Annotated in this window: 13 protein-coding genes, 1 pseudogene and 1 riboswitch; of the genes and pseudogenes, 11 read left to right on the forward strand and 3 right to left on the reverse strand. The window is 55.0% G+C overall.

What is annotated here, in order from left to right; translation table 11 throughout:
* Together TH25_RS22845 and TH25_RS22850 are read right to left on the reverse strand one after the other, a co-directional pair.
* A pseudogene (locus TH25_RS22845) lies at positions 1–194 on the reverse strand (hypothetical protein); the annotation flags it as partial.
* A gap of 232 nt (positions 195–426) precedes the next feature.
* Positions 427–1,842, reverse strand: coding sequence for an L-serine ammonia-lyase (locus TH25_RS22850; RefSeq protein ID WP_114090577.1), 1,416 nt, complete (start codon positions 1,840–1,842; stop codon positions 427–429).
* Between the two features lie 192 nt (positions 1,843–2,034).
* A riboswitch (glycine riboswitch) is annotated at positions 2,035–2,133 on the reverse strand.
* A gap of 246 nt (positions 2,134–2,379) precedes the next feature.
* On the opposite strand from TH25_RS22850, the gene gpmI reads away from it, so the two are divergent.
* The 11 genes from gpmI to TH25_RS22905 all read left to right on the forward strand — a co-directional run bounded on the left by gpmI (position 2,380) and on the right by TH25_RS22905 (position 13,724).
* Positions 2,380–3,975, forward strand: a complete 1,596-nt coding sequence (gene gpmI, locus TH25_RS22855) for a 2,3-bisphosphoglycerate-independent phosphoglycerate mutase (RefSeq protein ID WP_114090579.1) — start codon at positions 2,380–2,382, stop codon at positions 3,973–3,975.
* Between the two features lie 16 nt (positions 3,976–3,991).
* Positions 3,992–5,290, forward strand: coding sequence for a murein hydrolase activator EnvC family protein (locus TH25_RS22860; protein WP_114090581.1), 1,299 nt, complete (start codon positions 3,992–3,994; stop codon positions 5,288–5,290).
* A complete protein-coding gene (locus TH25_RS22865; protein ID WP_114090582.1) occupies positions 5,287–6,615 on the forward strand; it encodes a S41 family peptidase in 1,329 nt (442 codons plus the stop codon). The genes TH25_RS22860 and TH25_RS22865 overlap by 4 nt, the downstream gene beginning before the upstream one ends.
* A gap of 111 nt (positions 6,616–6,726) precedes the next feature.
* Complete coding sequence (locus TH25_RS22870; protein ID WP_114090610.1) at positions 6,727–8,190, forward strand: divergent polysaccharide deacetylase family protein; 1,464 nt, start codon at positions 6,727–6,729, stop codon at positions 8,188–8,190.
* Positions 8,191–8,196: 6 nt separating this feature from the next.
* Positions 8,197–8,796 carry an RNA pyrophosphohydrolase gene (locus TH25_RS22875; RefSeq protein ID WP_114090583.1) on the forward strand — a complete coding sequence of 200 codons (600 nt, stop codon included), beginning with the start codon at positions 8,197–8,199 and terminating at the stop codon, positions 8,794–8,796.
* 82 nt (positions 8,797–8,878) lie between these two features.
* A complete protein-coding gene (locus TH25_RS22880) occupies positions 8,879–9,067 on the forward strand; it encodes a hypothetical protein (RefSeq protein WP_114090585.1) in 189 nt (62 codons plus the stop codon).
* Between the two features lie 46 nt (positions 9,068–9,113).
* Complete coding sequence (locus TH25_RS22885; protein ID WP_114090586.1) at positions 9,114–9,911, forward strand: methyltransferase domain-containing protein; 798 nt, start codon at positions 9,114–9,116, stop codon at positions 9,909–9,911.
* Positions 9,912–9,994: 83 nt separating this feature from the next.
* The gene (locus TH25_RS22890) at positions 9,995–10,432 is read left to right on the forward strand and encodes a GFA family protein (RefSeq protein WP_473243489.1); all 438 of its coding nucleotides are present in this window, start codon (positions 9,995–9,997) and stop codon (positions 10,430–10,432) included.
* Between the two features lie 124 nt (positions 10,433–10,556).
* Positions 10,557–11,438 carry an alpha/beta fold hydrolase gene (locus TH25_RS22895; RefSeq protein ID WP_114090588.1) on the forward strand — a complete coding sequence of 294 codons (882 nt, stop codon included), beginning with the start codon at positions 10,557–10,559 and terminating at the stop codon, positions 11,436–11,438.
* A 363-nt stretch (positions 11,439–11,801) separates the two neighbouring features.
* Positions 11,802–12,467 carry a hypothetical protein gene (locus TH25_RS22900; protein ID WP_114090589.1) on the forward strand — a complete coding sequence of 222 codons (666 nt, stop codon included), beginning with the start codon at positions 11,802–11,804 and terminating at the stop codon, positions 12,465–12,467.
* 180 nt (positions 12,468–12,647) lie between these two features.
* A complete protein-coding gene (locus tag TH25_RS22905) occupies positions 12,648–13,724 on the forward strand; it encodes a squalene/phytoene synthase family protein (RefSeq protein WP_114090590.1) in 1,077 nt (358 codons plus the stop codon).
* Between the two features lie 95 nt (positions 13,725–13,819).
* On the opposite strand, the gene TH25_RS22910 is transcribed toward TH25_RS22905, so the two are convergent.
* Positions 13,820–14,905, reverse strand: coding sequence for a DUF4340 domain-containing protein (locus TH25_RS22910; RefSeq protein ID WP_114090591.1), 1,086 nt, complete (start codon positions 14,903–14,905; stop codon positions 13,820–13,822).
* Position 14,906: the final 1 nt, after the last annotated feature.

Consider the following 14,906-nt stretch of genomic DNA (forward strand, 5'->3'; position numbering starts at 1 on the left):
GCTCTGACGATAGGTTTTTGCGGGTGTCCAAATGTCCGCCGACCAATAATCAGCGTACCAATGCCTTCCAGAAAGGTTTCAAAGTCAAATTCTGCCGGGTCATAGTCGTCCAGCCAGTCCACCGCACCATTTGACCGTGCGACATAACTGTCCAGACTGACCGCGACATAAACGCGGAACAGTTTCTTGCCCATGATCTCAATCCAACCAGTCTGCCGGATTTTTCCGGCCTGTTTTAGTTTTAGTTTCGTATCAATTTTTGGATGCTACCGGTGATTGGAGGCGATAATCCGGCTGGAATGGGGTGATATCATCACCCAAATAGCAAAAACGCCCCAAAAGCCGTCATTTTCCGGCCTTTGAGGCGTCCAATTGAGCCATAATTGATCATTTTGGCGTCATGATTGCCCGGCAAGAGGGGTGCAATCAGCACTCCACCACATTGACATTGACGGCCAACCCGCCCTGGCTGGTTTCCTTGTATTTGCTTTGCATATCAAGGCCGGTCTGGCGCATGGTTTCGATCACGCGGTCCAGCGACACGGTATGCTGCCCGTCCCCGCGCAAGGCCAGGCGCGAGGCATTGATCGCCTTGACCGCCCCCATTGTATTGCGCTCGATACAGGGCACCTGCACCAGCCCGCCAATCGGGTCACAGGTCAGTCCCAGATTGTGTTCCATGCCAATTTCGGCGGCATTTTCCACCTGTTCGGGGGTCCCGCCCAAAACAGCACACAAAGCGCCCGCTGCCATCGAACAGGCCACGCCAACTTCGCCCTGGCACCCGACTTCAGCCGCCGAAATGGAAGCACGTTTTTTGTAAATCGAGCCAATTGCCGCCGCCGTGAGCAAAAATTCGCGAATTTTCGCCTGGGTTACGTTGGGGCAGAACCGTTCATAATAGCGCAATACCGCCGGGATCACCCCGGCCGCCCCGTTGGTGGGCGCGGTGACAACCCGGCTGCCTGCTGCATTTTCCTCGTTCACTGCCAGGGCATACAGGTTCACCCAGTCAATCACCGTGAGCGGGTCTTTCAGCCCGGCTTCGGGCCGGTCCACCAATTCGCGATACAATTTGTTGGCCCGGCGTTTGACATTCAGACCACCGGGAAGCACCCCCGATGTGGCACAACCACGCTCGATACAATCCATCATTGCCTTATAAACGCGATCAACAAATTCATAGGTTTCATCCGAACTGCGCCATGATTTTTCATTTTCCATCATGACTTCGGCAATCGAAAGATTGTGTTCCTTGCAGATCGCCATCAATTCATCCGCCGATGAAAAAGGATGGGGCAGAATAATGTTGTCGCCGGAATATTCCGCGCCGTGATCATCGCCCGACACAACAAACCCGCCACCAACCGAAAAATATTTCTGGCAATGCAGTTTAACCCCGTCATGGTCAAACGCGGTAATGCGCATGCCGTTGGGATGTTCTGGCAGGCTTTCATCCATGTGAAAGACCAGGTTGTTGTCAAAATTGAAATCAACCTTTTGCTGCCCGTACAGCATCAGGCAACTGTCTTTTTTAATGGCATCAATCGTGGGCGGAATGTCATCCGGATTAACAGAGCGCGGACGCTGCCCGCTTAACCCCATCAGCACCGCAATATCGGTGGCGTGCCCCTTGCCCGTAAGGGCCAGCGACCCGTAAAGGTCGACAATCACACTGCCGGTTTGTGCCAGCAGATGGCGGGCATCCATTTCCAGGCAAAACCGGAAGCCGGCCCGCATTGGCCCCACCGTATGCGAACTCGATGGACCAATGCCGATGGTGTAAAGATCGACAACAGAAAGATTGACGTCCTGGGGACGTTGTTTGGATGTATCAGGCATGGGCCTCCCTCGGCTCTGGATCGCGTTTTGTTTTTTGCGATGTCAATGAACCGGTGCCAGCCCCCTCTGTCCCCAGGGTGCACGCACCCTTACCTGAGATTGTCCGTCGGCTGGCGGGCATTGCACCTTGCGAGCCGACTTCATCCTTCGGTGGAAAGGCAGGCATGGCCAGCCATTCGCTCTCCAGAGCCTCAATCCGCAACGGTCCATCTGCCTGAGAGTGTTCGGGGTGAATTGCTCCTTCGGCGCCATCCGGAACGTTGCCCGGCCGGTCTCTCCCGTTGCGGTATACGAGGTATCACCGTTTAGAACAATTATGGTACCTGTACTTGACAGGGCTTGTCAAAGCAGCAACTGCGCAGATGGCAAAAATTCGCGCGAGGTGGGCTGTTCAGGCGCATCTTTCATGCTAAGTTAAGGCCAAATTCGCGTCAGATGGCGGAACCCACCGCGCCCGGCGCCGTTTTGACCACGGGCAATTTACCTATTACATGTTTGTTTACCGGTAATTTAGCCTTTTATCCTAGAAGTGGGGTTATGACAGTGACTGTATCGAACGCCGCAAAGCGTCCCCGTCCGGTGGTGCTATGTATTCTGGACGGTTGGGGCTATCGCGAGGAAAGCGACAATAACGCCGTTGCACTGGCCAACACGCCGGTGTGGGACGAGCTGTATGCCAACAACCCGACCGGCTTTATGAAGGCCTGCGGGCTGTATGTCGGCCTGCCCGAAGGGCAAATGGGCAATTCCGAAGTCGGCCATATGAATTTGGGTGCTGGCCGTGTTGTCATGCAGGAATTGCCCAAAATCGACGAAGCCGTCAAAAGCGGCTCTATCGCCGATACCGATACCGTCAAAAAGCTGATCGCCCGCCTGAAAGACAGCGGCGGTGTGTGCCATATTGCCGGGCTTTTGTCCGAAGGGGGCGTGCATTCGCACCAGGCCCATATGGCCGCCCTTGCCAAAATCATTTCCGATGCCGGAATTGCGGTTAAAATCCATGCCTATACCGATGGCCGCGACACCCCGCCGCGCAGCGCAAGCGACTTTCTGAAAAAATTCCGCACGCTTGTTGGCGATGCCAATGTCGAAATCGCCACCGTCACCGGGCGCTACTATGCAATGGACCGCGACAATCGCTGGGAACGTGTCAGTCAGGCCTATTTTGCGATGGTCAAAGGCACTGGTTATGAAGATGGCCAAAAGGCCGACAGCGCCGAAGATGCCATTGCCAATGCCTATGATTCCGATACCAACGACGAGTTCATTCTGCCCACCGTCATTGGCGATTATGCCGGGATGAAGGATGGCGACGGCCTGCTGATGACCAATTTCCGCGCGGACCGGGCACGTGAAATTCTGGCCGCCCTGTGTGCGCCTGAATTTGACGGCTTTGATCGTGGCACCCCGGTGAAATTCGCCATCCAGGCCGGAATGGTCGAATATTCATCCAGCCATGCCGACTATATGGATGCGATTTATCCGCCCAAAACCCTGCCAAATATTTTTGGCGAAGTGGTTTCCAAGGCGGGCATGACGCAGTTGCGCATCGCCGAAACCGAAAAATACCCGCATGTGTCGTTTTTCTTTAACGGCGGTGAAGAACAGGTATTTCCCGGCGAAGACCGCATTCTGGTCCCCTCGCCCAAGGTTGCGACCTATGACCTGCAGCCGGAAATGTCAGCCCCCGAAGTGTGTGCCAAACTGGTTGCCGCCATTGAAGATGAAACCTATGACGCCATCATCGTCAATTTCGCCAACCCCGACATGGTCGGCCATAGCGGTATCCTGTCGGCCGCCATCAAGGCCGCCGAGGCCGTCGATGAATGCGTTGGCAAGGTGGTAAGTGCGGTGCGCAAGGTTGGTGGCACCATGTTCATTACCGCTGACCACGGCAACTGCGAAACAATGGTGGACCCGGAAACCGGTGAACCCCATACCGCCCATACCCTGAACCTGGTGCCGACCATTCTGGTCAATGGCCCGGAAGGGGTTACACTGCGCGACGGCCGCCTGGCCGACGTCGCCCCGACATTGTTGCAATTGCTGGGCCTGCCGCAACCGGCAGACATGACCGGCACTTCGCTGATCGAAGGTCTGAAACCCGATGATACGCTGCCCCCGGCACGCTGATCTTGGAAAATGGCTGATGGCCCCGGCACTGGCTTCCATTCTGGTTGCCAGTGCCGGGGTGTTTTTTACAGCAGACGCCCAGTCGCTACGCAAGGTTGACTCACGCCTTGATGCGGTGCAAAGCCAGCTTTCCGAACAGAAAAAGCAGGAAGAATTTTTATCGCGCAAGTCGCACGAATTACTGACCGAAGAACAGGCCCTGCAATCCGAGGAAGTGTCCGTTGCCCGGCGCGTGCAGCAATATGAAACCGAGTTGACTGGCATCGAAGACAAACTGACCGAGCTGGAAAACCGTGAAAAGGATGCCACCACCGCCCTTGAAGACAAGGCAGGGCAATATGCCCGCATCCTGATGGCGCTGGAACGGCTGTCCACCACCCCGCCCGAGGCCATGATCGCCCTGCCGCGCAGCCCGCAGGATACCTTGCGATCGGCGATATTGCTCAAGGCGGCCCTGCCCGGGGTGGAACAACATGCCAAGGATTTGAAACGCGAACTGGGCGAAATCACTGAATTGCGCGCCACCATCAAATCACGGCGCAGCGAACTTGCCAGCGTCACCGACAAATTGCGTGACGAACGTGACCACCTTGCCCGCCTGCTTGATGACAAACGCAGTCTTCGCCAGGATACGGAAAAAGAAGCCCGTGAAGCCGCCCGTGCCGTTCAAAAAATGGCTGACGAGGCCAAAAACCTGGGCGAATTGCTCGCCAGCATCAAAAACCGCGCCGAGGGGCTGCCCGAACCGCGCGACAAACCGGACTACGCACTGGCAAAGGAACAGCCAGACAGCGAAATCGACGATGTTTTGCCCGCACAGAATGTGGCGGCAAACAAACAGCAACCTCAAAACAGCAGCACAAACCGCGACGCGAGCCAGGAGGTGGCCGCCGCAAGCTCGATCACGCAGGCACGTGGCCATTTACGGATGCCGGTAGCAGGCAAGATTGTTACACTTTTTGGTGAACGCAGTGTGCAAAGCGGCCTGCCCGGCGGCACCCACGCCAAGGGAATCGAGATTGAAACCCGCCCCGATGCACAGGTTGTCTCGCCTTTTGATGGCAAGGTGGTGTTTGCCGGTCCGTTTCGGGGCTATGGCCGCCTCTTGATTATCGAACACGGCGAGGGATACCATAGTCTTGTTGCGGGTTTTGATCACCTTGACAGTGTGGTAGGACAATATGTGTTGGCGGGTGAACCTGTTGGAACGATGGGCGAAAACAGGCCAAAACTCTATCTTGAAATGCGCCATGACGGCGAAGCGATCAATCCGCTTCCCTGGCTGGCATCACAAAACGGCAAGGTAAGCGGATGAAAAAGTCTCGATTGGTAATTTTTGCTCTGGCAGCAAGCCTGAATATCGGTCTTGCTGCGCCTGCGATGGCACAGGCGCAATCCCCGGCCACAGCGGATTCCCCGACATCATCGGCAGAAACCTATCGGCTTCTTAATCTGTTTGGCGACGTGTTTGAACAGGTCAAGGCAAAATATGTCGAGCCGGTTGACGACAAAAAACTGATCGAAGCCGCGATTAACGGCATGCTGACATCACTGGACCCGCATTCATCCTATCTGGATATGGATAATTTCAAGGACATGCAGGTTGATACCCGTGGTGAATTTGGCGGGCTGGGCATCGAGGTGACGCAGGAAAACGGCTTTGTCAAAGTCATTTCCCCCATCTATGACACACCCGCCGAAAAGGCCGGCCTGCAACCGGGTGACTTCATTACCCATATCGATGGCAAATCGGTGCGCGGCATGCCGCTTAACGAAGCGGTTGATCTGATGCGCGGCAAGGTGAATACCGACATCAAACTGACGATTGTGCGCAAGGGCGAACAGGCCCCGTTCGATGTGACGCTGACCCGCGCGGTGATCAAAATCCAGTCCGTACGCCCGCAGGTGAAAAACGATGTTGGCTATATCCGCATCACCAAATTCAGCGAGCAGACCTTTAGCGGCCTGCAACGCGCCATCGAAGAACAGAAAAAGGAAATCGGCCCGAAACTGAAGGGTTTCGTGATTGATCTTCGCAACAATCCCGGTGGTTTGCTGGACCAGGCGATTGCGGTTTCCGATGCGTTCCTGAACAAGGGCGAAATTGTCTCAACCCGCCCGCGCGATACCAAAAACACCGAACGTTACAATGCCAAGGAAGGCGACCTTGCCGATAACCTGCCCATCGTTGTTCTGATCAATGACGGGTCAGCATCGGCATCCGAAATTGTTGCCGGTGCGCTACAGGATCATGGCCGCGCCATCATTATGGGCACCCGAAGCTTTGGCAAGGGGTCGGTCCAGACCATTCTGCCGATGCCGGGCAATGTGGCACTGCGCCTGACCACGGCGCGTTATTATACGCCTTCGGGTCGTTCGATTCAGGAAGTCGGCATTGTGCCTGACATCATTGTCCCGCAGTCAAAGGTGGAAACCATTGAAACCGGCCAGCGCCGGTCCGAAGCCGACCTGAACGGTGCCCTGCATAACGAGGATTCAGCCATTGGCGATGCTGAAACCCAGGCAGAAAAACGCCGCCAGGATGCCGAAAAAGTAACCGAAGACGATTATCAGCTTGCCCGTGCGCTGGATATGATCCGGGGCATCTCGCTATATGGCAGCTTCCGGTCAAAAAGCTGAAAGATCGTGACGGGAACAGGAAGAGACTGACCCGCAGTGATCGGTAAACTGTTCAAATTCTTGCGGCGGGGCCGCAAACAGGACTCCTCTGCACCCGAACCGGACGACGAAATGTTGTCCGCACCGGAGGCGGAGGATGTTCCGTTTACAGAACTGCCCCACGATGAACAGTTGCGCCGCTTGCCACTGCGCCCGCCAACGCGCCGGTGGCGGTTGTCCAAATTCCTGCTGGTCGTTTTATATCTGCTGCCATTTGGCGTCATGTCGCTTGCCGCCGTTCCCGTGCTGGACCCAGAAACCGGCTGGCGGCTTTTTCATGCCGGATCCCCGCGTGTGACCCAGGCCATTCCTGGCACGGAACGCGAATTGCAAGATGAAATTGCCAAGGGTGTTCTCGATATCGAAGCGCGCAACCGCGCCGAGGAAGAAGCCCGGCGCAAAAATAGCGGCGAAACCGGCAATAGCCCGAATATTACCAACATTCCGCAGGAATCTGCCGGTCTGGCTGGCGGCGGCAATGATGCACGTTCAGCAAACGCCAACCAGACGGACGAGACCGCGACAGCAGCCCGAAATACCGGCCCCTCGCCCGAAGAACTTGCCGCCCTGGCCGAAGAAGGCGGCTTTGACGAAAAAATCGAACCGGACCCGTTGCGCCCCGCCCCCATTCCCGGCATGGATGAAGAAGGCAGTTTCGGCCGTGTACCCCGCATTGCCGAAGATGGTCGCACCCCGGCACAGGTCTATGCCCGTCCCTTCACCCTGGAACCCGAACAATCCTATGTCGCGGTGATTGTTACCGGCATTGGCCTGAATGAAGACCGCACCACCAAGGCCATCGAAGACCTGCCACTCAATATTTCGCTGGCCCTGTCCCCCTATGCCGACAATTTACCCAAAATTGCCGCCCGGGCCCGACAAATGGGACACGAGGTTTTCCTGCAATTACCGATGGAACCGGATGATTTCCCTTTGTCAGACCCTGGCCCGCGCGCCCTGATGACAACCCTGCCCGAAGGGGAAAATCTGGTTCGGCTCGAATGGTTGCTGGCACGTTTTCCCGGTTATGCCGGGGTGGTGGGGCATCTTGGGTCAAAATTTGCCAATCTGGACAGTGCCATTCGCCCGGTGATAGACTTTTTGAATAAAACCGGTCTGATGTATGTGGATGGCAGCAATACCGGCATGGTCAGCCTTGCGGCACAACTGGCGGCCAATGCTGGCGAACCCAATGCCATTGTGGATTTCAATATCGATACCGTGCCCAGCCGCCGTGCCATTGATGCGCAGCTTGCCGCACTGGTGAACAAGGCAAAAACCGACGGTTATGCCATTGGTCTGGCCCAGTCCTATCCGGTTACAATCTCGCGACTGCGCAATTGGGCACAACGGCTTGAACGCCAGGGGGTCAAACTTGCCCCCGTAAGTGCCCTTGCCGATAAACAGGTAAAACCGCAATCTGCCGAGGAAGCCGACGCCGCACAGCGCAAAAACATATCTGATGAAAATGCTCGCAAGGGCGACGCACCATCCGACACTAAGGATGGAAGCGAAAACACCATCGAGGGTAACTGATCCGCCATGTCCAAAGACCCTGATAAAAAAGCCAAGGCCGACAAAAAGAAAAAATCCAAAAAACGCAAGACGGGCGGTTTAAACCCGCCCCTTGATGCCGGACAATCAACCGAAAGTACTATCGATCTTCCCTATCGCCCCTGTGTCGGCATTGCGCTGTTTAACGATAAGGGCGATGTCTGGATTGGCAATCGCATCGGATTTGAAGGCGCGTGGCAATTGCCCCAGGGTGGCATTGATGGCGATGAAACGCCTGAACAAGCCGCCCTGCGCGAGTTAAAAGAAGAAATTGGCACCGACAAAGCCGAAATCATTGCCGAAACACCGGACTGGCTGACCTATGACTTGCCAGACCATTTGATTGGCAAGGCATTTGGCGGCAAATATCGCGGTCAGAAACAAAAATGGTTCGCCATGCACTATCGCGGAGAAGACGGGGATTTCGTCATTCACGGCAAACATCCCGAATTTGATGCCTGGCGATGGAACGATTTTTTGTCCCTGCCCGACCTGATCGTTCCCTTCAAACGTCCGGTTTACCAGCAGTTGGTAGAAATTTTCAAAACTGTTCCAGATCAAATCAAACAATCGGAAGATCAGGCATAAGACGATCTCCGTGCTTGAATGAAACGCGTATTTGATTAAATTCCTGTATCGTTAACACCCCTGGTTTTGAAAGGGTTCTAAAATGGGTTTGGATCGCCTGATTTTCGGTATTTTGACCATTATTGTTGGTCTTGGTGGCTTGTTCTATGCGTCTGCCGCCCATGACGGATATTCCTATTTCGTTGGCCTGGCCCTGTTTTTTGGTGCCATCCTGTTCATGTTCCAGTTGATCAACAGCCACTACAACGAAATCGAAAAATCCTCGCACTAAGCCAGACCAGGAACAGCCCGGCGGGGCAAAATGAAAGGACCCGATTATGTCCAACACACATTGGGACCCCGTAAAATATGGCCTTTTCGGCGATGAACGCCGCCGCCCGGCACTGGATCTGATCGCCCGCCTTCCCAAACCGGCACAGGGTTTTAAACCGGCCCAAATCGTTGATCTGGGCTGCGGACCTGGGTCTGTGACCTCCCTGCTGGCAGATGCCTATATGTGCGATGGCAACAAACCGGTCATTACCGGTATTGATCATTCATCGGAAATGCTGGAAAAGGCCCGGCAACAGGATGATCGCATCACCTGGCAACATCAGGATATTGCAGCATGGGAACCGGATGAACCGGTGGATTTGCTGTTTTCCAACGCGGCGTTGCAATGGGTTCCGGGGCACGCCAACCTTTTGCCGCGTCTTTGCCGCTTCGTGCGGCCCGGCGGGTTAATTGCCATTCAGGTACCCAACAATTTCCTGGCGCCCAGCCATCAACTGATCAATGAGGCGGGTGAAAAATGGGAAAAGGAAGTTGCCGAGGCCCAGGACCAGATCAAGATCATGCGACCGGGCGATTATTTTGATGTATTGATCCCCCATTGCCGCCATGTCGATTTATGGCAAACCCAATATTGCCATGTGCTTTCGGGCGAAGATCCGGTTTTTAACTGGGTATTCTCAACAGCTCTGCGCCCGGTACTGGCAAACCTGCCCGATGACACGGCACGCGCGGCCTTTTGCGACCATTACAAAACCCGCCTCAAACAGGTTTATCCACCCCGCCCCGATGGCCTGACGCTGTTTCCGTTCAACCGGCTGTTTGTTGTTGCGAGCAAGGCCTGATCGGCGGCAAAATCCCTGAATACGTCTGCATCACAGACGCACGCCATTACGGGAAAGCCGCCATGCCAAAGCAAGACCACACTATGACAGGACAATGCCGTTGCGGGCAGGTCCAGTTCAAAATCACCGCAACCCCAATTATGACGGCGGCCTGTCATTGCGCAGGCTGCCAGGTTATGAGCAGCAGCGCCTTTTCCCTAACGGCCATGATCCCCGGCAATGCCTTTGAGGTCACACAGGGCGATCCCGTCATTGGCGGCCTGCATGGGCCGGACCAGCATCATTTTTTCTGCCCCCATTGCATGACATGGATGTTCACCCGCATCGAAGGCATTGACGCCTTTGTCAATGTCCGCCCCACCCTGCTGGAAGACAACCGCTGGACAACACCCTTCATTGAAACAATGACGCGAAACCGCCTTTCCTGGGTTTCCACCCCGGCGCAATACCAGTTCGATGAATTTCCGCCAATGGACCGGTTGCAGGAATTGATGGATGCCTTTAGTGCCGCACAGGATTAACCACCTGCCATTGCGCATGGTCCTGACAGAGTTATGTCTATTAAAGACATAGAACGCGAAGCCAGCAAATGTCGGCCCCAAAAATAGTCGCATCCTTCATCCTGTTTTCCGCCCGGAGGCCCCAATGACACACCCGAACCCAACCTCAAATCCTGATACAGCGACTCCGGGCCGGGTCGTGCGTGACCATTTTGTTGCCCTGTGCGGTTATGAAACACGTATCCGCCAATGGGGCGCGCCAGGAAAACCCGCCATCATCATGGTGCATGGGCTGGCGCGCCTGTCGCATGACTTTGACATTCTCGCAAGCCAGTTGGCCGATGATTATTTCATTCTGTGTCCCGACATTATTGGTCGAGGATATTCAGCCTGGGCAAACAATCCCGAAGAAGAATATGTGCCCGCCTTTTATGCCCGGCAAATGATTGAAATGATGGACCATTTCAATATAGATCGCTGTAGCTGGATAGGCACATCAATGGGCGGGATTATCGGCATGGCTGTCACCAGCATGATCCCGGAACGGATCGAACGCCTGTTGTTAAACGATATGGGCCCCGAACTGGCCCAGGAGGCGGTAGACCGGATCAAAGCCTATGTCGGGGGCACAGCGGAATTTGCCAGCATCGCCGAGATCGAAACCGTCCTGCGCACCATCTACGGCCCGTTTGGCCTGTCAAACGATGCCGAATGGGCCGAACTGGCAATGAATTCCGCCCGCCGCCTGCCAAATGGCAAATTTGCCATGCACTACGATTCGCGGGTTATGGATGTTTTTCGTGACCAGATCGACGATTACGATGCCTGGAACATTTTCAATGCCATTGCCTGCCCCGTCACCCTGTTTAGCGGGGCAAAGTCCGACCTGATCCCGCAAAAGATCGTTCAAAAAATGCAAGCCGCCAAGCCGGAAATGCAGGTTGTGTCTCTGGAAAATTGTGGTCACGCACCTTACCTTAATACCAGGACGCAAATTGAAGCGGTTAAAATTTTCCTAAAAAGATAGAAAATTCACAAAAAAGCCATTTTGCACCGCAAACTGGAACGAAGCAAAAAAGTCGAAAAACGGGCATAGAATGGTTGCTATGCAAAATTCAGGCTGGCCTTTCACGCAAAATTAACCATATTGCCGCCACTCGACACACAAACAGAAAATCCGCATCCCGTCGCCCAACTGTGTTCGGCCCAAAGATGCAAAATATTTCTTTTGGGGCGTTTCTTTTATCTGCTGCACGCGTTCTGTTTTCGGGTTCGCCATTCAGGCAACACGATCAGGGCCGGTGCAGGCTGGACAAACTTGGCAAAACGGACTTTCACGGCAATGAAAACGCGGCAGCTTATCGGTACAGGAATAGCAGGTGGGATTGCGATGCTTTCCCTTCTGGTGCCGTCTGTTGTCCGGGCGCAACAGGTTATTTCTGAACAGGAAATGGCTGTTAACAGCACCCCGTCCGCATCTTCCGTTCCTTCGGCAAGGGTTTCAGGTTATCTGGTTCAGGGCATTTTGCCTGCACCGGGACGCAACGGATTTAACAATTATTTCGCAACCGATGCCTCGCGTCAGCGCACAGCCATCCTGACCCTGCCGGGATCACAAACAAAATCGGACGCACGTCAACAAAGCGGCGTAATGTGGCTGGAAGCCAGCAGCGACCAGACCAGCGGCAAGGGCGTTTCCGCGCAGTTCGGTGTCGGCTATTCGCCATACCGCACCCTTGGATTCGCTGTCGGTCCGGTTGTACAATTGAATGGATCGCTTGGCAGCCATATGGGCATGTCCACCAGCGAGGACGACGATTACCTTGTCACGCCAACCTTGCGCCATGACAGCACCCTGTCCGCCACAGGTTTCGCCGCCGAACAGGGATCCGACAGTGCCGGTCTTGCCGCCAGCCTGTCCTATATGCCGTTCGAGGATTTATGGATCGGCATTCATGGTCGCCTGACCAGCGACCTGACATCATCAAGCAGCAATCCAACGGACCGATTTGACGCAATGTTGGGACTGACCGCCGGTTACAGGCTGAAATTCTAAGGCTTGGAAAACAGCCTCGCTGCGTCGGATTTTAACAAAATTTGCCCCGGAATGCGGCAGATCACTTGCCAGCCCCGCATCAAGGCTGCATGGTGCCCCAAGAGCATTTTTATGCAGCGGCCAAAGTCATGGTAATATGCCAGCTTTGGAAAAGATATTATGGCAGGTTCTGGAAATTAAATGACAGCATCACCATCGCCCTTTTACGGGTCTTCCGAAGATCCGTTTCTTGCCTGCAAGGAACTGGCTGCTGCCAAGAACGCCAACCTTTACAGGGCCGCGATGCGCCTTAACGGCGCAAGACAACGGTTTTTCCTTGCGGCCTATGCCTCGATGCGGGTGATTGACGATATTGTCGATGACGGTTTTCTGGAAAAATCCGATGCCGAACGAGACAATCTGCGCAACGATACCCTTGATATTATCGACCGCTGGCAGGACCAGATCGAGGCTGCCAAGGTGATGGCGGATAACCCCTGGCCCGATGTCGGCCCGCTGCCCGCCCCCGTTTACGAAGCCCTGACCCTGACCCTGGGTGAAAGCGACCTTTCGGTGGACCCGTGGGTCAAACTGGCCGATGCCCTGCGCAAGGATGTCGCCGAAGACCCGCTGGATGAATGGGAAGATTTCATCACCTATTGCGAGGGTGCGACCGCTGCTCCGGCATCCATCTTCGTTTATCTGCTGGCCGCGCGCTATGATGATGAAATCGGCTATATCTCCAGCCTGACGGCATCGCCGCTCTATCATGCGCGCGACATGGCGATTTTTTGCTATGTCATTCACATTCTGCGCGATCTACCGGTTGATATTAAGGGCCCGGACCGCCTTGTCACCATTCCCGGTGAAATTCTGCTGGCGGCTGATATCAGCATCGGTGAAATCCGCAATGCCATCGGTCAGAAAAATTACGACCAGCTTAACCAGCTTGGGACCTACCTTCTGGAAAAGGCCTGGGAGCATTTTGAAACCGGCCAAGTGCGCAGTGCGGAATTGCTTGCCATTCTCGGCCCCGAGGAAACCGACACCCTGTCGCGCCTGTTTAGCGTTTATATCGAACTGGCGGCTCTAATGGATGCGGGCTATGGTGCCTTTTTGGCAGACCGTGCCGAAATCATCAGGGAAACCGCCGATAACAGCCTGCCGGATTTACCACCCGCCGCAACCGGCAAAACCGATCGCAGCCTGCCCGCCGGCCATGACGATGACAATGATGACCGGGTAAGCGATAAGGGCGATTCGGGTTCCAGCAGTTAGAGACCCGACAAACCCAAATATTCAACCGAATGCACAAAGGCCCGACGCATCCCGCCGGGCCTTTGCTTTGCATGGCTGATACAGTCCGTTTCCGATCAGTGGGTTGCCTTGTCGACCTTATCAGCGGCAGACGGCGCATCTGCCGGTTTGGCATCCGCCGGTTTGGCCGCCAAAAGTGCCTTGGCATCGGCATGTTCGACAAGCTGTTTGCCCGTATAACCGGCAATACGGAAATATTCCGGCCGCGAGGACAGTTTCAGGGTGTAATCCCCGTCCTTGCCATCGGACTTGCCAATCACATAATCGACCGGCTGATCCTTGCCCTTAAGCCATAGGGACATTTTCAAAACCGGATGATCCATGCCGTATGCCGGTTTGGCATCGGTGCCCAGAACCGACGAAATGCGAATTTTGGCGACCATCGCTGCCAATGTCGCAGCCGCCGCCGGTTGCAGTTTCTGGTCATCTGCCGGGTTGGCAAGCGCCCAGGTCACAACCGTCTTGGCCTTGTCCGCATCCGCCTTGTCGGCATTTTCAGACGAAGCCGTTTTATCGTCGGCTTTTGTGTCGCCGGTTTTAGCAGCCGGGGCCGTCGTGGCGTCCAGGGACAGGCCATTTACGTCCATTTTGCTAATATCATCCGCCGATATTTGCAAAACGGTGGCATCAATCCAGTCATCCGCCTTGGCCGGGGCATCGTAACTGCCCATCGTCACGGCATAGACTTCGTTCTGGTCATCGCGCCGCGCATGAATCTGATGAGTGCCCTGCGATGTTCCCAGGTACAGGGTTGCCACCACATCCTTGCCCTTTTGCAGGGTAATACGGCGTTCAAAATCATCCTTTGCCAGTTTGAACCGTTTGACCGAGCCACTTGATGTGGCAATCGGCAAACCTTCCTTAAGGTCGGCAAGTTTGCGGATCAGGCCATCCACCTTGTTCCCATCGGCGGGGAAATTGCCAAGGTCGGGCAGTTGCCAGTCCTTGCCGTTTTTCGCCAGAACAACCTTGCTGCCATCGGAATCCTCGATGGTCATATGATCAACACCATCGGTCGAGGTCGCGACAAGTTTGCCATTACCCTCATTCGTATCGGCCTGCGGCTGATAAAAATTGATCCCGATGGCAAACCCGACCTGAACGATGAACAACACCACCAATATCAGTATGGTCCGTTTCATA

The organism is Thalassospira profundimaris (assembly GCF_003326755.1).
Lineage (GTDB): Bacteria > Pseudomonadota > Alphaproteobacteria > Rhodospirillales > Thalassospiraceae > Thalassospira > Thalassospira profundimaris_B.